The organism is Paenibacillus graminis (assembly GCF_000758705.1).
Lineage (GTDB): Bacteria > Bacillota > Bacilli > Paenibacillales > Paenibacillaceae > Paenibacillus_AQ > Paenibacillus_AQ graminis.
Genome location: NZ_CP009287.1, coordinates 5,847,438 through 5,868,708, shown reverse-complemented (window position 1 = coordinate 5,868,708; position 21,271 = coordinate 5,847,438). Strand labels below are relative to the sequence as shown.

Genomic DNA, 21,271 nt, shown 5'->3' with positions numbered 1-21,271 from the left:
CTAATCTGGTAGTGGTGGGAGGCTAGAATCTATGTACCGGGAAATTAAAGTAAAGGACTTCCTTCCGGTTCTGCTCGAGCAGCTGAAATTCGCAGAAACGATACTCGATGTGGGCAGCGGAACCGGTACGTTGCTTGAACGCTATGAGGCATCGGTTGTAATTGGCCTGGATATTCACAGGCCCTATCTGCTGCACCGCAAGTATACAGCGCCCCATATCATTCCGGTGCATGCCGATGCGGGTCATATCGATAAGCTGTTTCTGCCGGGCACCTTCTCGGCAGTGACGCTGATTGACTCTTTGGAGCATTTCACCATGAGCGAGGGCAAGGAGCTTTTGCGGAAAGCGGAGGTTATCGCGGCGGGCCGCGTGGTTGTTTTTACTCCACGCGGTTTTTTTCCCCAAGAAGGAACGGATCATTACCATCTGCATGGAGAGTACTATCAAAAACACCGGAGCGGCTGGGAACCGGAAGATTTTTTGGGGCTGGGATATGCTGTAACTGTGTTAAAAGGCTATCATCACGCGGAGAATCCTTCCTTTCGGGAAGCGTTCGGACCGAACCATGCGCCACTGGACGCCTTGCTGGCCTGCAAAACCTTATACTAATCCATCCGGGAAGGAGGTGAGCGCATGAACTATGGAACCAGGGTTTCGGTGATTATCCCTTTTTACAATTGTTCATACGTGCATCTTGCCATCGAAAGCGTGCTTGCGCAGAGCTACCCGGATATAGAGATTATTGTTGTGGACGACGGGTCGACCCTTCACACGGAGAAGCTCGCGCCTTACGGCGGGCGTATCAAAGTGCTCCGCAAAACAAACGGCGGCACTGCTTCAGCCCTTAACCTGGGAATTTCTTCGGCCAGCGGGGCCTATTTCGCCTGGTTAAGCGCCGATGACTGTTTCCATCCCGATAAAATCGGCCGGCAAATCGCAGTTATGCATGCTACACAGACCTCCTTTAATCATACGGCTTATTACTATATCAATGAGCTGGGAGAGCGTTTCTCCGGAAAAATCAGCATGCCGTTTCACGGCAAAGCTGAGCTGATCGAGACCCTGATGACGGGCTGTCCGGTAAATGGGAGCACGGTCATGCTGGATATGAACGTTTTCAAGAAGGTCGGACTATTTAATGAGAAATTGCTGTATACCCAGGACTATGATCTATGGCTGCGTATTTTGGCTTATTATGACTGGTCCTATATTGAAGAGCCGCTGCTGGATTACCGGGTGCATCAGGAAATGGGCTCTATTATCCATAGTGAGGCGCAGAAGCGGGAGATTAAGCAAGTACAGGAACTGCATCACAAGTCGCTTGTACGGCTGCTCCGAAAGGAGAGAGGAAGATGAGAATAACCTTCCCCATTTTGACGCTGACCAGAGGGGGGGCGCAGAGGATGCTGGCCGAGCTGGCCAACCGCCTTGCGGATGCAGGGCATGAAGTGACCGTTCTGATGCCCTCCCATGGCATTGTGGAATACCCGATGCAATGTCCGGTTATTTTTGCCGGCGATACCCGGATTTCGGAGGATGATTTCCCGGCGGGCGATGTCATTGTCTCCAACTACTTCACGACTGTCCCTGTATCGCAGCGGGCCAGCGAACAAGGCAAGGGGATACACATCAGGCTCGCACTCTGCTATGAGCCCACGTTCCTGCCAGATAACAATCTGTCGTTTGCTTCCTATCATCTTGCACCGAATTTGCTGGTGCTTTCCCGCTGGCAGCAGGGGATCGTCCGCATTAATCATGGAATCAAAGGCAGAATTGTGCCGGTTGGCCTCAGCTCTGACTTTTATAATATGCATATCCGCGAAGCAAACAGAAAGCTTATAGTGTCTGCCATTGTCCGCAAGCCGGAGGGCGGTTTTTCGGGGCATCGGGAACAGGAGTATCTGCTGCAGCAGCTGGATAGGATTAAAGAGCAGCAACCGGAGGTCGAAATCTGTCTAATCACTCCACCGCGTGAATATGAGGAGTCGTCATGGCTGCAGTCCCTTTTTGAAGACGGGCATTACCGCCTGCGGACCCCTTTGAGTGATGAAGAGCTTTGTTACCACTATAATGAAAGTGATATTTTTGTCAGCTCCAGCACCTATGACAGTGGTTCACTCCCTGGTCTTGAGGCGATGCGCTGCGGGGCGGCACTCGTTACGGTCTATTCCGGGGGCAACCTCGAATATTGTGTCAATGGCGTCAATTGCCTGATGTCGTACCGGTATGAAAACCGGCTGGCCGAAGATGTGCTAACGCTCATCCGGAATAAGGAGCAGCGTGAACGTCTGGCTATTAATGGGGCAGCCAGCTCACTGCGTTTTACCTGGGAGAAGAGTTTTAATATTTTTCAGGAAGAGATGTATGATATTGTATCCAAGCAGGGTTGAAGCAGCGTTCCACCCAGCCCAAAGAACCTTCAATCCACGTGACCGTGTGGGATTGAGGGTTCTTTTGTGTTTAAAAAATGGCGAAGGAGTTCATCATTTCCCGAAAGGATTGGGCGTATTTCTCGGAACCGAATCTGGAGACCATATGGAGACGCCCCTGCTCGCGGATGAAGTTTCGAAGCGGCAAATTATCCATAAGCTCCAGCCCTTCATTGACGGCGGCTTCTACATTGCCCAGCGGATAAAATTTTCCGGTCACATTATGGATGATGAAAGAACGCACCCCGTCGGAATCCGTGCTCAGCACCGGGCAGGTACAGCAGACAGCCTCGGCTACCGCATACCCAAAGCCCTCGGTAATTGAGGAAGATAGCAGGAATCCGCCTGAAGCGGCTATGGAGGAGTAATACACCGGCATGACATGATTGGGAATATTGGTGAATACATTCAGCCGGTCATGCAATTCGAGGGCATGGAGCTCTTCATGAAACAGCTGCTTCTGTTCGTCAGTGGCAAGATTCGGATCATGAAACATCCATAGATGCAGACCTGGCTTGCTGCGGCGGATGATATGGGCAATTTTCAGGTATTCGCTCCAATTCTTATTCGTCTCCAGGCGCCCCACCCAGGCGATAACCGGATCACACGGTGCTTCACCGGGAATATGACGGAAGGACTGGACATCCACAATATTGGGAATGACATACCGCTGCAGCCACGGGCAGATCGAAATGAACAGCTCCAGCAGGTGATCTGTGGGCGGTATCAATACAGCATTACAGTATGAACGTAAAAAGGGTACTGCCTCCGTGATCAGAAGCCTCGCATCCGTGCGTGTTCCCAGGCCTTGGGATTCGTAGATCAGGATTCGGCTGTATCCCAGACGGCGCAGGCGCTCCAGCAGCAGATAATCCGAGGTTACAATAATGGCATCATAGTTATGGGTGTCCAGCACCGCTTTGATATCTTCATCCGTAGGGGCGATAAATACAGGAAAGCTTGCCGGGCTCTGACTGATTGACCCCGACATCAAATACAGCACATGACACTCGATGCCATTGCGCTGCAGACTTTCGCACCGCAGCTTGTTCAATGTCTCGACTCCGCCGCTGGGCACATAAAATGTAAACAAAACCTTCAAGGTCATCCCTCCTGACTTTACCTTGCGGAGAACCACTGGCGCCCTTTGCCGAAGCAGGGCCTGCTGTTTATAAGATACGCCGGACTTCCCTTACACGTGACGATGAAAGGGCAACATGCCAAATCCTTTCAGGATAGCCTGGCCGGATGGAGGCCATCCTAATGCATGTTAAGCTGCAACAACTAATAATTTCAGAGATGGAGGATGAATTCATGTTGCGATCGAAGATCAGCATGTCGGTTTCGGCTGCGCTCCTATTGGGCATGGTAAGCATTACAGGCTGCGGCACCAATAATACGGCAAGCGATAATAATGTTCATTCCAACAGTGTGCGCGGGAACCAAAACGGACGGCTGGGGGTTAACTCCACACAGGGAGTGCGGAACAATGCCTTCGATAAAATGGAAGTCAGCGAGGAGCTGGCCAGCCGGATTGCAGCTATGCCGGAGGTTCGCTCGGCGAATGTGGTTGTGGCAGGTAAAAGTGCATATGTTGCCGTAGTTTTGGATGAGGCATCAGGCGGGGTTCATGCCCAAAGAAATGGAAATACCACGCGAATTAACAGCTACAACGGAACGGGTGGCCCAGCCGGCAGCGGAAGAACTTTGGGACGTACCACTACAGGAATCACAGGCATGGACGACACGCGGGGTTCTAGAAACGGCGTGCTTGGAATGACAGGCGTAGGCGGTTCGATGACGGGTATTCCGGGAAGCCTGTCCACCGGCAGAGGGACTGTAGGTGGAACCGGCATGACCAATCCGGGGGCTTTTACAGGGAATGGAGGCAACGGAATCATGTCGGGAACCAACATGACTGACGGCCGGGTCATGAAGCGGGATATCGATAGAGGTATGGGAACGGCGGCAGGAACACGCACAATCACCCCGTACAGCACGAATGGTACGAATGGAATGAACGGCACTAATGGTATGAATAACGGCATGAATATGCTTGCCAATGATACCGTCACCCGGGACATGAAGGACAAAATTGCCGCCGAGGTCAGAAAGTACGATAAAAACATTAATAATGTCTATGTATCCGCCAATCCGGATTTCGTGGACCGGGCTAACTTTTACGCCCAGGAATTCCGTGCAGGCCATCCGTTAAAAGGCTTTGCGAAAGAATTTGGCACAATGGTGGAACGTATCTTCCCGACCCGCAGCGGATATTGATTTTCATCCAAAGGTCTGTTCCAGGAAGGATACTATGATTGCCAATTGCTGAGCTTCTGTTAAGTATTCTTATTTAAGGGACAGATTATTCCGGACTATAAATACAAATATCAGAAAAACAGCCCCCTCCGGCATCTAACACCGGGCGCGGGGCTGTCTTGATGAATCAGGGCAGTTGAGGATCAGCCATTTTATGTCCCTTAATCCAGACTCCATGCAGGTTCAGCTCATTGTCCAGCAGCAGGATATCGCCGCGTTTTCCGGCTTCCAATGTTCCGATGGACCGCTCCAGGCCGAGGGCCTCAGCGGGGGTCAGGCTGGCGGCTCTGGAGGCTTCCTCCAGAGTCAGGCCGACCTCCTGTACCAGGTAGCGGAACCCCCGGATCATGGTCAGCGTACTGCCCGCGAGGGCTTCCGGATTCTCCTTGAGTCTGGCGACTCCGTCACGGACCAGAACAGGAAGATCCCCGATGGTATATTCGCCGTCACTGAGGCCGGTCGCCGACATGGCATCTGTAATCAGCAGCAGATTGCCTTCTTTCTTGAGCCGGGAGAGCACAGCGATGGCTGCCGGATGCACATGAATCCCGTCGGCAATAATCTCTGCGCGGATGCGCGCATCGAACAGAATGGCGCCCGCCGCTCCGGGCTTGCGGTGATGGAGCGGGGTCATCGCATTGAACATATGCACAGCCTGATTCAGTCCGGCATCGGCGGCGGCGATAACCTCTTCAAAGGAAGCGTTCGTATGTCCAAGCGCTGCGGTGACTCCATGCTTCCGGAGCCAGGTAATGGCCTTAAGCGCCCCTTCCCCTTCCGGAGCGATGGTTACCTGCCGGATTAATCCCGGATACAAAGCTTCCCACTGCTCCAGCCATTCAATATTGGCGGGAACAATATGCTCGGGGTTCTGCGCTCCTGACCACTTGGGGCTGATGAACGGGCCTTCCAGATGAACGCCTGCCAGCTGGGCAAAGGGCATTGGGGCGCAGCGGAAGTTGTGAACCTCTGAAAGCACCCGGTCAATATCCTTTTTGCCCGCTGTCATGGTGGTGGCCAGCATGGTGGTTGTACCCTGTGAAGCATGATACCGGGTGATCTTCTTCAGAGCCTCTGCATCTGCGTACATGAAATCACAGCCGTCTCCGCCATGCACATGCACATCAACAAATCCTGGAATCAACAGGCTGCCGCCGGTTTTGTCGCTGCCGGCGGGCCATCCGGCATAAGCTTCCGGCAGCCAAGCGGCTTCCCCGGCATAATGAATGGCCTCCTCCGATACAGCAACCACGCCCTCCTGGATGATCCCTGCCGGTGTCAGCACTTTTCCAAACAGCAGTTGACCTGTAGTGATTGTTATTTCAGCCATTTTGCCGCCCCTTCATCGAGCAGTACAACGACATTGGGATGGCTCTGTAGCAGGGAAGCCGGACATTGTGTCGTAATCGGCCCCTCAAGCGCATGTTTTACCGCCTCCGCTTTCTCTTCGCCGCGCACCAGCAGAACAATTTGCCGCGCCTTAAGAATACCGCCAATCCCCATGGTAACCGCCTGCCGGGGAACATCTTCCCGGCTGTCGAAGAAGCGGGCATTGGCTTCCAGTGTCTCCGGCAGCAGGTCAACGACATGCGTGCCGCTGGTAAGGCTGGCATCCGGCTCATTGAAGCCAATATGGCCATTGCTGCCGATTCCCAGAATTTGCAGATCCACCGGACCGCCTTCTTCCAGCAGCTTGTCGTAGGCAAGACATTCCGCTTCAAGATCAGCCGCGTTGCCATTCGGAACATGTGTTTTGGCCGGGTCAATATCAATGTGATTGAACAGATGCTCATTCATGAAGCTGCGGTAGCTCTGCGGATGATCAACAGGCAATCCAACGTATTCATCCAGATTGTAGGACGACGCCTTGGCGAAGCTGACGATGCCTTTGGCATGCATTTCCACCAGCTTGGCATAGACGCCAACCGGCGAGCTTCCGGTAGCAAGGCCCAGCACAGCCTTGGGATTGCTCTGCAGCAGGCTGACAATCAGATTGGCTCCGGTTTCCGCGAAGTCTTCATCACTTTTAAATTTCAAAATATTCATTAAGATTGGCCTCCCCGTTTGTGACGGTAATGTTGGACATTCAAATAAGACTGCTCCAGCTTGGGAATGAAATCTCCAAACCGTGTGCTGACCATTCCGGTGAACAAAATATCAATGATATGCAGCTGGGCGATCCGTGAAGCCATGTCGCCCCGCCGCATCCCTTGCTCAAGTGAGGAAGAGAACAACGGGATGTCGGCAAGAGTAGCCAGTGAACTGCTGCCGTAAGAGGTAAGCGAGATCGTAGCCGCCCCGCTCGCGGCGGCACAGCTTAAGGCATCAATCGTTTCCGGGGTTTCCCCGGAATAGGAGACTGCGAACGCCACATCACCTTCCTGAAGCGAAGAAGCGGACGTAATCTGCATATGCGAATCAGCAAAAGCGGTACAGTTCACGCCAATGCGGATCAGCTTCTGATAGAAATCCTGGGCCACGATCGAAGAGGTAGCCATCCCGTACATATCCACCCGCCGCGCCCGGCATAATACATCTATAGCGCTCTGCAGCCGATCAAAGTCAAGGAGGGAAGTGGTATCACGGATGGAAGCCAGATGATTGGCCTGCATCGCTTCCACAATCACCGAAAGCGGATTGCCCGCGACAACATCCTGATAAGAGGACCCGCTGCCTTCCGGAGAGCCATCGTTGTGGGCAATCTCCGCCGCCAGCTTGACCTTGAAATCCGGGAATCCTTTGAAATGCAGAACCTTGCAGAACCTTGTAATCGTAGCAGGGCTGATACCGCATTGTTCTGCCAGCTCTGTGATGCCCATATGGACTATTTCTCCGGGAGAGGCCAGAATCCGTTCCGCCAGCTTACGCTCCATCTGTGACAGCTTGGATTTCTCATGCTCCAAAGCATACAGAATAGGAGACATCGCTCCACCTTCTTTTCTTTAGCGTTGTGAAATTATTTTTATTATTAATGCACAATATAAGAAAATTATTTTCATGAATAGAATAAGGCAAAACCCCTAAGGTTGCAAGAGGGATTTTGACTTGCTAGTATGCCATATCCATTTAGAGTACAGCATTCAAGCCTCGGGCCGTCTTTATCTGCTTAGTAAAGTGGCCTGTTGAACCTTCAGCCCGACTACAGCGCTGGTGTCCGCCAGAACTAGCAAAAAACCTCCATGGAGCGCAGGCAGAGGATTTGTTGTCCGCCAGCTGCCGCTCCATGGAGGGGGATATGAGAAGTGGATTCTGAAAAGTTCATCTTCCAGCTGCTAATCTAACTGTCTAAGTGTAACTGTATCAAATACAATGGGGGCTTAGGAAGGGAAGGCATTTTTAGTAATACAGCCGCTATTCCACTGTCCGTGATTTGCCGGCAGCTGTTCTGCTGCGCAGAAGCTCCCAGAGAATGAAGGCCAGTATGATGAGCTGAGGCACCAGTGTTTCCCAGGTTGGATATACACCGAGCCAGCCGATGGAAGGCAAGCCGTCCTCCGCATGTGCCGGAACTCTGCCTGCTACCTGGAGAGAGTGTATGCTCTCACCGAGGAAGCGGAACACCAGATAGTAGATGAGCACTGTGGCTATGCGGAAGAAAGCGGCAATCGGCAATTTGGCGCTCAAGGCGATGATGGCATATCCGAGAATGATCAGCGCCGCCAGAGCGCCTCCAATACCAAGCAGCAGCTGCGTGACGGTAATGGAGGGAGCCATTCCTACATAGAAAATGGCCGTTTCCGCACCTTCACGCAAAATTGCCAGGGCTGCTACCAGAAACAAGGACCATAGATTGCCTTTGGCGAGTGCCCCGTCAACCTGTACTCCTACATAATTGTTCCAGGCAGCGGTATTGGATTTGCCATGCAGCCAGCGTCCGATCGTTAGCATCATTATCACTGCAACCAGCCCGGTAATGCCTTCGATCAGCTCGCGTGCACCCCCGGAAGCCGCTTTAGAGATGGTTAGACTTAAGATCACCGCCAGCAGGATGCTTACCAAAAGTCCCGTTGCGGCACCGGACCAGATCCAGCGCTGCGTTCTGGGCGTACCGTCCCGTTTGAGATAGGAGAGGAGGGCGGCGAGCACAAGAATAGCCTCCAGCCCCTCACGGAGCAGAATCAATGCCGCATCCCAGGCGGTATAGCTTGTTTCTCCCGCCAGCGGTGCCAGCTCCGAGAGCATGTTGTCCATAACCGCCAGCGCCTGCTCCAGCTTGGGCGGATTGGAGAGCAGATCTCCGGTGACCGCTGCACTCTCATTTTCAATATTGGCATAGACTTTGGGCGAAGCGATCTGCACTTTACCTTCGGCTGAAGGCCAGGCCGCGATGAACTGCTCCATAATGCCTGCTGCTCCGGCACTGTCGCCGGCGGTTGCTGCAGCAGAAGCCTGTTTCAGGTAGCCGATCAGTCCTTCAATGGATGCCGGTTCTGCGGAGGTTCCGCCGGTGTCAACGGCTTTGCCTTCACTATAGTCAGCCAGCAGAGTGTAGAGCGCCTCCGCTTCCTTGAGCGCTGCTTCTTCGCGCAGCGGCTCGGCCTGCAGCGAGATGCGCATCAGGCTCATTTTCGTCTCCAGCAGGCCGTAGACCGCTGGATTATCAGCCCGGATGCCGCGCTCCGCCGGCGTCCAGCCGTTGACTACTGCGCGGTACGCTTCTGCGGCCGCCGCAAAGTCCCCGCTGCGCGCCGCCTCGCGCACGCGCTCGGCAGCGGGCAGCAGCTTCGCCGCCGCCTCGCGGCCGGCGGCGCCCGCATCCGCGCCGCCCGTGCCGGAGGCGGCGCTCACATAGGCATCCACGCTTCTGGCTAGCGTGGACAGTGCCTTTGAGGCGGGCGTGCCGCCGCCTGCCTCAAGGGCGTCCGCCGCTTCCTTGAGTGCGGCGTCCACGGCGGCAGCCGGACCGGCAAGTGCCGGGTCCGGCGTCTCTGCGTTCGCGCTGCGCCACAGCGCGGCGAACGTGTCGAGATCGGCGGCGGCCGCGTCCCAGCGGCTCTGGCCGGCTTCGACGAGCGCGCTGCCGACCGGCGGCAGCAGCTCGTCCAGCGGCGGTTCCGCCGCCGGGGCTGCCGCTGCCGGCTGGCCGAGCAGCAGCAGGAACAGGCAGCCTAGCAACACGGCTGCCTGTATTAACCCGATCTTCCCCGGCTTATCCGTGCGCCGTCTCACTTGTTTTTCCAACCTGCGGGTTTCCGTTGCAGTCAGACTTGGGCAGTTTTCCCGCGGTTGGACTTCCCGGGCGGTTCTTTCCATATCCTGTGTAGATGCCAGCATCGGAATCATCCCTTTCCATTTGAGCCGGGCAGGCCGGGAATAGGGCTTGTGCGCTTCGATAGATGTGTGTACCCGTTCCTTCACTGCTACGAACCTCCGTTTATCTGTTTTTGTTGCGCTCAGCCGAGCAGAGTTTCCCCGATATAGCCGCCTTCGCGCACACCCGGGAAGCAGGCAAAAACCGCACTCCCGGTATGCACCATATATTCGTTCAGCCGGTCGCTTTTGGAGAGGCGCTTCTGGATGCTCACGAACTGCTTCACCAAATCCTTCTGGAAGCTGATGAACAGCAGACCCGCATCTAACTGCCCGGTGGTAAGATCCATTCCGCTGGAAAAGGAGTAGGAGCGGCGCAGCATTTTGACCGTGCCGTCTCCGTGGGCAAGTGCCGAGTGGGAATCCGGCGGGATGACGGGTTTGCCTTCAGGGTCCGCCGCATCGAGGTTCAGCTTGGCAAATTCGTCCGTGGCTCCGATGGGTGCGCCGGTTTGGCGATGGCGGCCGAAGGTAGCCTCCTGATCACTTAACGTGGAACGGTCCCACACCTCAATGCGCAGGCGCACACGGCGTACAGCCATATAGGTACCGCCCTGCATCCAGGCGGGGCTTTCGCTGCCGCACCAGACCACCTCGCGCATTTCGGAATCGTTAGTCACATCAGGGTTGCCTGTACCATCCTTGAAGCCAAGCAGATTGCGCGGAGTGCCGCCTTTGGGGTCGGCATTGCCTGTGCGCTGAAAGCCTTCCTGTGTCCAGCGCAATACCGCTGTCCCTCTGGCAATGCGGGCGAGATTCCGTATGGCGTGGAATGCCACCTGCATATCGTCAGCGCAGGCCTGGACGCACAAATCACCGCCGCACCATTGCGGTTCCAGGCTGTCCCCCGCAAATGGAGGGAGATCGGCGAGCGTGGAGGGGCGTTTGGCCGCGAGTCCGAAACGTCCGTCGAACATAGCAGGTCCTACCCCAAAAGTAAGCGTACATTTGGACGGTGTAAGCCCATCGGCCTCACCGGTATCGGTAGGAGGCAGATTAGGGTTGTCATTGACGCTGCCGATCAGGCTCCCGGAGGTGAGGGCAGCAGCTGCTTCAGTCCAGGACTGGAACAGCTTCTGGACATCAGCCAGCTTGGTGGTCGTCAGATCAAACGCAGCAAAGCACAGGAAGTTCTGCGCAGGAGTCAGAATTCCGGCCTGACGGCTCCCGTAGAACGGGATGACCTCTGCATTGGAGACTAGCGGAGCGGGTGCTGCCTGACCGGTAGCTTCACGTGCCGCCAAGATGCCGCCAACGCTGCCGCCGCCCAGCAGCAGTCCGAGCCCGGAGGCGCCGGTAAGCCGCAGCATCTCGCGGCGGCTTAGTTTTTTATCGAAGAGGGGTGCCCCTTGGGCATCCTTGCTATTCTTAGATTTCATGCGGTCACACTCCTAAAATAGTACCCATATTGGACAGGGGCTCCGCTAAAGCATCCAAATTCTGGCTTAATTTACGCACTTCATCTTCCTTCAGCGTTTCGTAGGAAACGTAGCCGTCGCCGGATTTAAAAGGAGCCAGCTCGGCCAGCAGCGCATCGAACCGTTCGCCGATCGTTTGCGCAAGTGAAGGATCTTTTTTAGTCAACTCAGGTTTCAGCAGCTCGTAAATCTTCTGTGCCCCTTCCACATTAGCCACAAAATCATACAGGTCCGTATGGGAGTAACGCTCTTCCTCACCCGTTACCTTGGAAGAAGAAACCTCGTTCAACAGCTCAACGGCCCCGGTAACAAGCAGGCTTTCGTCGATGTCCACGGTTTCGACCTTGGCGCGAAGCAGCTGGGCATCCTTGAGCAGCTGATCGGCAACCCCGGCCATCCCGCCGGTAGTGCTGTTCTGCCAGAGGGCTTGCTCAATCTTATGGAAGCCGCGCCATTCAGCCGGGTCCACATCATTCTCACGGGCATCGATATTCGGGTCCAGATCTCCAAGCGCCTCAGCGATTGGTTCGATCCGTTCGTAATACATGCGGGCTGGAGCGTATAGAGCTTTGGCATCTTCAAGCTTGCCGGTCTTGACGGCATGGGTAAAAGCTTCTGTCTGCTTCACAAACTCGTCGCATTGTTCAATAACATAAATGCGATATTGGTCAATGGCAGAGGTAAAGTCGGCAGCTGAAGCAGCAGCAGCGGCAGGAGCATTCGTTGCAGCAGCGGCAGTGGCGGCTGACTCATTTCCTGAATTATTTCCATTATTATTGCTGTTATTGTCATTGCCGCAGCCGGCGAACAGAATGGAGGCTGCAAGCAGGCCCGCAGGAAACGCATAACTAAACTTCACTAAGAACACCCCTCTTTATATATGCAAATGATAATCGTTATCACTATTGCTGGATTTATCATAATTGCCCGCCCGTAGACTGTCAATATAAAAATGTGATTTACATCACTGACATCTCATTCCACAAAAATCTCACACGAATAGGCCAAATAAAAGAGGCGGAGGGAATCTTAGACTAGAAGCAAAAGAAAAAGGGAGATAGACCGGAGGAAGGGGGAGAAAAAAGTAAACTGTAATGAGTGGAGAAATGTGGATGTTCTAGTGCGCGTAGAGCGAGTCATTTGACCGGATGCCCGGAAGCCAAGCAGGAATTCGGGCGGAAGCAGGCCGGCAAACGCGAAGCGGATCTGTTTAAGCACGAACAGAGCGGAGACTCGCCTCGCATACCAGTGCATTCAGCTATTAAACAAATTGATCATAGATAATGTTTTAGGTCGCTTATTGAACCTATCCTGAATAATAGTCGGGATGTTTTCATTACCAGACTGTATCCATTCATTAAACGCATAGCGTAATTCGTCCTTATATGTTGTCCCATAAGATGTTTTAAACGAAAAATCGATCAATGAATATCCATGCAACGGATTCAATGTATTCGTCAGATTGGCTGCAACAATCAGAATCTCCTCCAGGTCAGAACCAGCTCAGTCTAGTCTTTTTCCCGGACCTCAGCCCTGAAAGGATTGGCATACGGTAGTCTTAAATCATTCTTTTTGGCGAGAGCTATTGCACATAGTGCAGCAGAAGCGTAATTATCCTCCGTTTGGAAGCAGATCTGTTGCAGAAAAAGCATTCGAAGTTGTCTATAGTCACTCAAAGTCTGCCAGCGATGCCTCAAGCCTGAGGACTTCCGCCCTTATACCGTGGACCGCTCGATAATCCGGTACTCCAGCTTGCGTGTCACCGGAAGGCTGCTGCCGTTAATGTGCTCATGAATAATCCCGAAGGCGGCTTCGCCCATCTGATAGAGCTGATTGTCGATCGTCGTGATCCCGAGCAGCCGTCCGATCGGCTGGTTGTCGAAGCCCATCACCGCGAGGTCCTCCGGGATATTCAGGCCGTGTTTGCGGGCTTCGATAATCAAGCCTGCGGCCACATGATCTCCTGAAATAATCATCGCCTCCGGGCGGCTTGACCTATCCGTTTTACCGAGCAGCCGCCGGGCTACTGCCGCACCATCCTCTTCACGTATACAGTCAAAGATCATCCATTCCGGATCAAAGAGCAGGCCTTTTTCAGCAAGAAAGTCCCGGAAAGCGTTCTGGCGGATGGAGGCGCTGCTGCCGTTCTGACGGCCCTCGCAATAACCAATCCGGCGGTGTCCCTTGCCGTAGAGATACTCCAGACCATGGCGAAAAGCAGCATATTGCTCTATATATACAGAAGAGAAGCGGCGCTCCCCGCTATTCTGGCAGGTTACAACCGGTCCGTAAATTGTATAGGGTTCGATGACTTCCGGCTTCAGCGCAGTGGACACAATGATTACCCCGTCAATTTCCTTGTTGCGCAGCATGTCCAGAACCTTTAGCTCTTCTTCAGGGACGTAGTTGGTCTGGCACAAAATCAGCCGGTACTGTGCAGCCAGCGCTGCCTGAGCCAGCCCGTCCATCACCACTGAGAAATAAAAAGAATTGATGAACGGCAAAATCACCGCTACCGCCCCGGTACGGCCAGTGATCAGATGGACAGCGTTCATATTGCGTGTATAGTTCAACTGTTCTATGGTTTCCAGTACAGCGGTTCTTTTGTCCTTGCTTACATAAGGATGATTGTTCAGCACACGGGATACAGTGGTTACGGAAACCCCGGCAATGCGGGCGATTTCTTTGATGTTGGCCATTAGTGCTGCCTCCTGGGCTCAGAGATATAGTGTTTTTATTTTAGCATATTGCACGCCTGCAGCCCTCCGAATAAAAAACTTGCTATGGAATCCATTTCATAAATTACACTAAAGCTGCAACAGCATTACCGGACCAAACCGGCGTGACCGCAAGGGCGTGACGGACCGGTATATGTAAATCTATAACGGGTGGGCATCCTGATGTGACGGGAGGCGCAGCCGTTTCTGCTTGTTTCCTGATTGGAGATCATAGACAGCTAGGGTTGTTTCCCATTCGGAAAGCGTACCAGCCCATTTTAAGGCTGTGATCGCACCATTAATCCCCCCGATACATAATATGGTTTTGACTGTATCCCTTTACCTTGTTATACCAAACAAACCCAGGGCAAGGAGGGGTGACACCATTGAAAGGGAACGAACATCACAGCAAATTTCTCTTGACGCACCGTGAGCGCGAAGTATTCGAGCTTCTTGTGCAGGACAAAACAACACGGGATATTGCCGGATTGTTATTCATCAGCGAAAAAACCGTCCGCAACCACATCTCCAACGTCATGCAAAAACTAAACGTCAAAGGCCGTTCGCAAGCGGTTGTCGAGCTGATTAAGCTTGGGGAGCTGAAGATCTAGCTCCTTGCTTCTGAAGCGACGCGTTTATGCCTTCTTTTATCCTTTGGGATGAAGGGAGGTTTTTTGTTGCTGCAGTGCACCTGGGGGCTGTTCCCGATCCATTATCAATCTATATTAAAAAACCGCATAGACCGGAATTTCTCCGGCATACGCGGTTTTATGCTTAAGGCATTATAGGAGTAAATATATCTCGTTAGTAGTGGGTTAGTGGTATTTCACGGATTTGATGCGTGCTTCTTCCTGGTAGGTAAGCGGGCTTGGTGATGGCGGAGTGTGCAGATGGCGCTCTGCCGAATATTCGATTTTCCAGTAGTCCTCTTCCTCTGAGGTCATCCATGGCTGCCACATTCCCGCTACCCAATTCTTAAGTTCTTTCAGTCCTGCCAGCATTTCTTCCATCCTCCTTGGGCGATGAAATCTATTGTTCACAGCTCCTTTGGTTACGCTTTCATTATAACACAATAAAATGATTTTAAAAGGTGTGTCCGCCTGAAAAAGACAGAAATATGTGAATTATTTGCGTAAATAAAGGGAATTGTTCCTGGACGGAAGATATATGTCTCCTGGGAGGAGACGGTTTCGAAATCACTGCAGAGCCGTTCAAGATTAGCGCCGGGAAGGTGGCCTGATCGGGTTTGGCCCAAAAAAAAAGCGGCTGCCGTATCAAGGCAACCACGTGGATAAGATATGCAGAGAGGTTATTTAATCCGCTTCAAGCGGCTTCCTGATCGATAGATCTTCTGGACAGCAAATCAAGCGTTACGTCATGTCCCCGCAGTGTTTCCTCGATGCGCTCAATGGTGTCACGGGTTGCGATTACCTCAGCGTTCACTTCCGATACAGCTTGCTGGATCAACGGAATCAGCTTGGTATCCTCTTTGATGCTGGCGATTTTCGATTTCATCTCATTCAAATCACTCTGTACGCCTGTTAACGCGGTTAGTATCTGCTGGAGAATAGGGTCACTCATCGTCACAGCTCCTCAGCTATTGAATAAATTATCGATGGATGATGGATGTGGGAGGGGAAGTCTTCATCGGTGTAATTTGGGTTCATTATAGCACAGATCATGTTGGACAAGAATTGTTAAAATCATGAATTCGCAGCTCGCCGAAAATCAACTAAAGCCAAAGCCTACTTTCATCCTTCACGGGGAAAAGCGGGCTTTTTTGCTGACTGGAAGGCTGTCTCCGGCTAATATACAAGGGAATTGTGGGAATACTACAAAAAACTTATGGTAAAGGCGGGCTAATCTTATGGATGCCAACCCACAGAGTGCCCATATGCTGGGGCATATTCTTGGAGAATTTGACCAATGCGCGGATTTGGTCTTCCGGTCCTTTCCGGAAATACGGACTGACATTGTCTACTTTCCCAGCATTGTGGACCAAAAACAGTTAACAGATAAGATTTTGGCGCCCTTTGCCCAGGTTCAGCTTGATGAGGTGGAGCAGTTATTCCAACAGTCACAATTTACACGGGTAACAGAATCTGAAACAGTGGTTGCGGGAATCCTTGCGGGCAACGTCGCCATTTTTCAGGAAGAAAATGTCTATTTACTCAATGTCTATGGCCCGGAAACGCGAGGTGTCCAGCAATCCGAAACCGAAAGCATTATTGCCGGTCCCCATGACGCTTTTGTGGAATCCGCTATTACTAACATTTCGCTGATACGCCAAAGAATCAAAAGCTCGCATCTGAAAATTCTGGAATATTCTGTCGGGGAAATCACCAAGACCAGCGTATATGTCCTTTATATTAAGGATATTGCCAATATGAAGTATGTCGAGGAACTGGAGAAACGAATTAAACGGATTGAAATCGATGCCATTAATGATGGGGGGATGCTCACCCAGTTTCTGGAGGACAGGCCTAATTCGGTTTTTCCGCAATTTCTGACTACAGAAAGGCCCGATGTGGCTGTATCCAAGCTGGTAGCCGGCCGGATTATCACACTGATTGACAACAGTCCGACCGCATTAGCAGCACCTTCCGCTTTTTTTGAATTCTTCTCCTCACCGGATGATTACTATCAGCGCTGGGCTTTGGGAACGGCACTCCGGTTGTTAAGATATCTCGCATTGGTGATTACGATTTCGTTCACAGCATTTTATGTATCCGTGACTACCTTTCACTACGAAATGATCCCTGAAGCACTGCTTATCGCGGAGCAGAGTGCCTTTTCCACCGGTTTACGAGGCGCTGCTTATGGAAACCATGATAGAACTGCTGCGTGAAGCAGGAGCCCGCCTTCCGACCAAAATTGGACAAACCATCGGGATTGTAGGGGGGATTGTCATTGGACAAGCCGCTGTTCAGGCGGGATTGACCAGTAATGTCTTAATTATTGCTGTAGCCTCCTCCGCGATCGCCTCTTTTGTCATTCCCAGCTATATGATGAGCGCCTCCATCCGGCTGGTTCGCTTTAGCATTATCATACTGGCTGGTATCTGGGGAAATATAGGGATAGCCATGGGAATTGTCCTGATTGTAACTCATGTTTCCAGCCTTACAAGCCTGGGTTCCTCTTATATTAGCCCGGTTGCGCCCATGGCGTTAGAGGATTGGAAGGATGTTTTTATCCGTGCGCCGTTTAGCTTTTTAACCCGGCGGCCCTCCCAGTCCCAATCGCCTAATCCAATCAGGCAGATCAAAAGAAAGTAGGCGTCGGAAATTTTATGATGGAGAAACTCAGCCCCTTTCATGTTGCCATCCTGGTGTATATGAGCCAAATCGGTATCGTTGTCTTCGCCCTGCCGCGCCAGCTGGCTGACTATTTCGGTACAAACGGCTGGCTGGTTCTGCTGCCGGGTCTGCTGCTGACGTCTTTCAATATTTATTTGATCACGCTGGTCCACCGGCTGGGAAAGGGGCAATCGATTTTTGAAATCATGGAACGGTCCATTCCCAAAGCTGTACTGTATCCTGTCTATCTGGGGCTGTCTTCTGTCTGGCTTCTCTTCGGCTGCATGATCGGGAAAAAATATGTGCTTTTATTTCAAATGCTTGCTTTCCCTACGACTAATCCGATGTTATTCAAGCTGGCTGTGGACGTCCTGCTATTTCTGCTGGTCATTAAAGGGATTTTTACAATATCCAAAGCGGCGACCTTCTTTTTTTGGATGACCTTCTGGATGTATTTTCTCTTACTCTGGTTTTTCCCTTCCTTCAGTTGGGTACGCCTGACACCTTTCATTTTGAAGGGAGGCCATGACCAGCTCAAAGGGAGTCTGGAACTATATACCGCTTACCTGGGCTACGAATTGTCTATCCTTCTGTTTCCTTATATGGACAAAAGCAAAAAATCGCTGGCTGCCATTTATGCAGGAAATGCTTATTTATCTCTGATTTACATTTGTTTGTCCCTGATCTGTTTTGGTTTTTTCAGCTTTGGGCAGTTGAAACAGCTGCTGTATCCGCTCTTGGATCTGCTGGCCTATATCAGGCTCCCATTTGTGGAACGTCTGGAAAATATGCTCTACGGCTTTTTCCTCTTTTTGATTCTGATCACAGTTGCGATGTACTGGTGGGGGGCTCTGGAGGCAATGCGAAGAATGATTCCCAAGTTAAAGATTCCGGTCCAGGTCTTTCTGTTGACGCTCATCTCCTACTGCATCTCCTATATCCCGAAGACCCTGGATCAGGTGAATAACTGGATTCTGTATCTGGGATATGCTACCATCGCCATTGCCTTCGGTCTGCCTGTACTATTAATAGCTCTGCTGCTCTTTCAGGAAAGGAGGGTATCCCGTGTATAAACGGCTGTCTGCTGTTCTCCTGCTGCTGCTGCTGACCGGCTGCAATAGCGATGAAAGAATCCTTGAAAAGCTGGGGATGGTGCAAACCGCCAGTTACGACCTGGCAGAGAATGATCAACTGAAATCTACCATCTCCATCCCGGTTATTGATCCAGAATCGTCGGAACGCAGGCAGCTGCTGGCCGCAGTAACCGACAGCCTCAAAGAAGCGAGGGTGCTGTTATCCAAACAAATTGATCTTCGCCTGGTCAGCGGCCAGCTAAGAAGTGTTCTGTTCGGATTAAATCTGGCTAAGGAAGGGCTTGCTGATCATATCGATACGCTCTTACGCGATCCTTCTATTGCTCTTGGGGTCAAAATAACCGTAGTGGACGGAGATGCAGGTGAACTGCTGTCCAAAACATTTAAACCCAATAAGGATACAGGCACATATGTTAATCATTTGCTGGAGAAAGAGAGCTCTTCCAACGTTATACCCCCAACTACACTGTATGAGTTCACCAGAGAATATCACGATGATGGAATCGATCCGATTGCTCCTATTGTAAAGGATGAAGGGGACAGGGCGGTCATTTCCGGGATTGCTTTTTTTCAGGACGACCGCTTGGTGATGAAAATTCCGGCCAAAGATGGAATTATCTTTGCCCTGCTCCGGGGGGATATCAAACAAGGCGAATTATCGCTTAATCTTGGTGAAAGAAATGGCAGGAAAGTGATGGTAATGTTCAGCTCTATGCTGAATAAGCGCAAGGTAAGCGTGGAGGATCTCGGACACAACCGCTTCAAGTTTATTATTGCTGCCTCCATTCAAGGCTCGGTGCTTGAATATACCGGACATGAGGATCTTTCACAGAGTGAAAAGCGGCATAAATTGGAAAGGGATGCTGCTGAATATATCAGAGATAAGGCTCAGGAAATGGTAAAGAAACTGCAGCAGAACAATGTGGACAGCATTGGCATCGGGCAATATGTAAGAAACAGCCTTACCTATAAGGCATGGAAAAGTCTCGACTGGCGCAAGATTTATCCCGGGGTTGAAGTCGAGTGCCGTGTTAAAGTGACAATCAAGGACTATGGTAAATATATGTAGCCGGATAGAAGGAACGGGAAGGCGGGGTGCATCACGCGGTAACCTTGCAACGCACCCATCAACAAGTAACGTATCTGCCGGCTGATTACACCCGCTTTTTATACACTCTCATAGCAAAGAAATAGGCTGCGAGCAAAATCCCGGCGCACCAGGCAAGTGCGACCCATATCTCATTGCCCACCGGCTGGCCTGACAGCAGCGCACGAATGGCTTCCACGATCGAGGTCACCGGCTGGTTTTCGGCAAAGGCGCGAACGACAGACGGCATCGAATCGGTCGGTACAAAGGCGGAGCTGATAAAGGGCAGGAAGATAAGCGGGTAGGAAAACGCGCTTGCCCCTTCCACCGATTTTGCGGACAGTCCGGCAATTGCCGCGACCCAAGTCAAAGCCAGCGTAAACAGCACGAGTATACCGGCTACGGCAAGCCAAGGCAGTACTCCCGCCGGCGAGCGAAAGCCCATAATGAGCGCTACGAGAATGATGACGACAACAGAAATGACGTTGGATACCACCGAGGTCAGCACATGCCCCCACAGCACGGCCGAACGCGCAATCGGCATGGAGTGAAACCGCTCAATGATACCCCGCTGCTTATCCAGAAACAGGCGGTAAGCCGTATAGGATATACCGCTTGCGATCGCAATCAGCAGGATACCGGGCAACAGGTAGTTCACATAGTTATCCGTACCGGTTCGGATTGCGCCGCCGAGCACATAGACGAACAGCAGCATCATCGCAATCGGAGTGATGCAGACCGTGATGATGGTGTCCATGCTCCGCAAAATATGGCGCATGGAACGCCCAAGCATCACGCTCATGTCGCTGAAAAAATGGTTTTTTGCCGTTTCCATTTAAATAGCCTCCTTTTTGCTGATGATTGCGAGGAAAATTTCTTCCAGTGTCGGTTGTTTTTCAACATACTCCACCTTGGCAGGCGGGAACAGCTTTTTCAGTTCCTCAAGCGTGCCGCCCGCAATAATCCTGCCCTCATGTAAAATGGCAATTCTATCGGCAAGCTGTTCAGCCTCATCCAAATACTGAGTGGTCAGGAATACCGTCGTTCCACCGTCCGACAGCTCTTTGACAATCTTCCAAGTCTCCATGCGTGCCTCAGGGTCAAGCCCGGTGGTTGGCTCATCGAGGAAAATAAGCTGCGGTTTTCCTACAAGGCTCATGGCGATGTCAAGCCTGCGGCGCATACCACCCGAATAAACAGATGCCTTTCGGTCGGCGGCGTCAGTTAAGCCGAAGCGTTTCAGCAAATCGTCGGCAACTTGACGCGGATGATCAAGATGCCGTAGCCTGGCAATCATGACCAGATTTTCCCGCCCGGTCAAAACCTCATCCACGGCAGCAAACTGCCCGGTCAAACTGATCGCCTGCCGCACATCGCCGGGACTCGCTGCAACGTCGAATCCGTTTACACTGGCGGTTCCGCTGTCTGGTTTGAGCAGCGTAGAGAGGATTTTGACAACTGTTGTCTTGCCTGCGCCGTTGGAGCCGAGCAGGGCGAAAATACTGCCCTTTTCCACCTCGAAATCTACACCCTTAAGGACATGAAGCTGCTTGTAGGACTTTTGCAGTCCTTTTACTTGAATTGCTTGGGTCTGCATCTT

General features: G+C 52.1%; 19 protein-coding genes and 1 pseudogene. 8 read left to right on the top strand and 12 right to left on the bottom strand.

The window, feature by feature from the left end:
- Window positions 1-31: 31 nt before the first annotated feature.
- The 3 genes from PGRAT_RS25370 to PGRAT_RS25360 are packed head-to-tail and all read left to right on the top strand — an operon-like array spanning window position 32 to window position 2,391.
- The gene (locus PGRAT_RS25370; RefSeq protein ID WP_025707790.1) at window positions 32-610 is read left to right on the top strand and encodes a class I SAM-dependent methyltransferase; all 579 of its coding nucleotides are present in this window, start codon (window positions 32-34) and stop codon (window positions 608-610) included.
- A gap of 24 nt (window positions 611-634) precedes the next feature.
- Window positions 635-1,357: a glycosyltransferase family 2 protein gene (locus PGRAT_RS25365; protein ID WP_025707789.1), complete on the top strand. Its 723-nt coding sequence runs from the start codon at window positions 635-637 to the stop codon at window positions 1,355-1,357.
- Entirely contained in the window at window positions 1,354-2,391 is a 1,038-nt protein-coding gene (locus PGRAT_RS25360) for a glycosyltransferase family 4 protein (protein ID WP_025707788.1), read from the top strand. The genes PGRAT_RS25365 and PGRAT_RS25360 overlap by 4 nt, the downstream gene beginning before the upstream one ends.
- A gap of 70 nt (window positions 2,392-2,461) precedes the next feature.
- Here PGRAT_RS25360 and PGRAT_RS25355 read toward each other — a convergent pair whose 3' ends face one another.
- Window positions 2,462-3,538 (bottom strand): glycosyltransferase family 4 protein, encoded by a 1,077-nt coding sequence (locus PGRAT_RS25355; protein WP_036706120.1) that lies wholly within the window; start codon window positions 3,536-3,538, stop codon window positions 2,462-2,464.
- 206 nt (window positions 3,539-3,744) lie between these two features.
- Between PGRAT_RS25355 and PGRAT_RS25350 the strand changes: the two genes are divergently transcribed.
- Window positions 3,745-4,710 carry a YhcN/YlaJ family sporulation lipoprotein gene (locus tag PGRAT_RS25350; RefSeq protein ID WP_162165096.1) on the top strand — a complete coding sequence of 322 codons (966 nt, stop codon included), beginning with the start codon at window positions 3,745-3,747 and terminating at the stop codon, window positions 4,708-4,710.
- A gap of 166 nt (window positions 4,711-4,876) precedes the next feature.
- Here the strand turns inward: PGRAT_RS25350 and nagA are convergent, their stop codons facing one another.
- From nagA to PGRAT_RS25315, 7 genes are all read right to left on the bottom strand, one after another.
- Window positions 4,877-6,079, bottom strand: coding sequence for an N-acetylglucosamine-6-phosphate deacetylase (gene nagA / locus PGRAT_RS25345; RefSeq protein ID WP_042267387.1), 1,203 nt, complete (start codon window positions 6,077-6,079; stop codon window positions 4,877-4,879).
- The gene (gene nagB, locus PGRAT_RS25340; RefSeq protein WP_042268348.1) at window positions 6,067-6,795 is read right to left on the bottom strand and encodes a glucosamine-6-phosphate deaminase; all 729 of its coding nucleotides are present in this window, start codon (window positions 6,793-6,795) and stop codon (window positions 6,067-6,069) included. The genes nagA and nagB overlap by 13 nt, the downstream gene beginning before the upstream one ends.
- Complete coding sequence (locus PGRAT_RS25335; protein ID WP_025706613.1) at window positions 6,795-7,673, bottom strand: MurR/RpiR family transcriptional regulator; 879 nt, start codon at window positions 7,671-7,673, stop codon at window positions 6,795-6,797. Before PGRAT_RS25335 ends, nagB begins: the two co-directional genes overlap by 1 nt.
- 427 nt (window positions 7,674-8,100) lie before the next feature.
- Window positions 8,101-9,918, bottom strand: a complete 1,818-nt coding sequence (locus tag PGRAT_RS25330; RefSeq protein WP_042268347.1) for an FTR1 family iron permease — start codon at window positions 9,916-9,918, stop codon at window positions 8,101-8,103.
- Window positions 9,919-10,142: 224 nt separating this feature from the next.
- Window positions 10,143-11,438 carry an iron uptake transporter deferrochelatase/peroxidase subunit gene (gene efeB, locus PGRAT_RS25325; protein ID WP_025707756.1) on the bottom strand — a complete coding sequence of 432 codons (1,296 nt, stop codon included), beginning with the start codon at window positions 11,436-11,438 and terminating at the stop codon, window positions 10,143-10,145.
- A gap of 4 nt (window positions 11,439-11,442) precedes the next feature.
- A complete protein-coding gene (gene efeO, locus PGRAT_RS25320) occupies window positions 11,443-12,336 on the bottom strand; it encodes an iron uptake system protein EfeO (protein WP_025707755.1) in 894 nt (297 codons plus the stop codon).
- Window positions 12,337-13,192: 856 nt separating this feature from the next.
- The gene (locus tag PGRAT_RS25315) at window positions 13,193-14,176 is read right to left on the bottom strand and encodes a LacI family DNA-binding transcriptional regulator (protein WP_025707754.1); all 984 of its coding nucleotides are present in this window, start codon (window positions 14,174-14,176) and stop codon (window positions 13,193-13,195) included.
- Window positions 14,177-14,580: 404 nt separating this feature from the next.
- On the opposite strand from PGRAT_RS25315, the gene PGRAT_RS25310 reads away from it, so the two are divergent.
- A complete protein-coding gene (locus PGRAT_RS25310; protein ID WP_019908812.1) occupies window positions 14,581-14,805 on the top strand; it encodes a helix-turn-helix domain-containing protein in 225 nt (74 codons plus the stop codon).
- 204 nt (window positions 14,806-15,009) lie between these two features.
- On the opposite strand, the gene PGRAT_RS25305 is transcribed toward PGRAT_RS25310, so the two are convergent.
- Window positions 15,010-15,195: a hypothetical protein gene (locus PGRAT_RS25305; RefSeq protein ID WP_025707753.1), complete on the bottom strand. Its 186-nt coding sequence runs from the start codon at window positions 15,193-15,195 to the stop codon at window positions 15,010-15,012.
- Window positions 15,196-15,517: 322 nt separating this feature from the next.
- Window positions 15,518-15,775 carry a hypothetical protein gene (locus PGRAT_RS25300; RefSeq protein WP_025707752.1) on the bottom strand — a complete coding sequence of 86 codons (258 nt, stop codon included), beginning with the start codon at window positions 15,773-15,775 and terminating at the stop codon, window positions 15,518-15,520.
- 286 nt (window positions 15,776-16,061) lie between these two features.
- On the opposite strand from PGRAT_RS25300, the pseudogene PGRAT_RS31290 reads away from it, so the two are divergent.
- The 3 genes and pseudogenes from PGRAT_RS31290 (at window position 16,062) to PGRAT_RS25285 (ending at window position 19,653) form a co-directional block, all read left to right on the top strand.
- Window positions 16,062-17,469, top strand: a pseudogene (locus PGRAT_RS31290) (spore germination protein).
- A 14-nt stretch (window positions 17,470-17,483) separates the two neighbouring features.
- Entirely contained in the window at window positions 17,484-18,563 is a 1,080-nt protein-coding gene (locus tag PGRAT_RS25290) for a GerAB/ArcD/ProY family transporter (RefSeq protein WP_025707751.1), read from the top strand.
- Window positions 18,556-19,653: a Ger(x)C family spore germination protein gene (locus PGRAT_RS25285; RefSeq protein WP_025707750.1), complete on the top strand. Its 1,098-nt coding sequence runs from the start codon at window positions 18,556-18,558 to the stop codon at window positions 19,651-19,653. The genes PGRAT_RS25290 and PGRAT_RS25285 overlap by 8 nt, the downstream gene beginning before the upstream one ends.
- A gap of 85 nt (window positions 19,654-19,738) precedes the next feature.
- Here PGRAT_RS25285 and PGRAT_RS25280 read toward each other — a convergent pair whose 3' ends face one another.
- Together PGRAT_RS25280 and PGRAT_RS25275 are read right to left on the bottom strand one after the other, a co-directional pair.
- Complete coding sequence (locus PGRAT_RS25280) at window positions 19,739-20,506, bottom strand: ABC transporter permease (RefSeq protein ID WP_025707749.1); 768 nt, start codon at window positions 20,504-20,506, stop codon at window positions 19,739-19,741.
- Complete coding sequence (locus tag PGRAT_RS25275; RefSeq protein ID WP_025707748.1) at window positions 20,507-21,268, bottom strand: ABC transporter ATP-binding protein; 762 nt, start codon at window positions 21,266-21,268, stop codon at window positions 20,507-20,509. It lies immediately after the preceding gene.
- Between the last annotated feature and the right edge of the window lie 3 nt (window positions 21,269-21,271).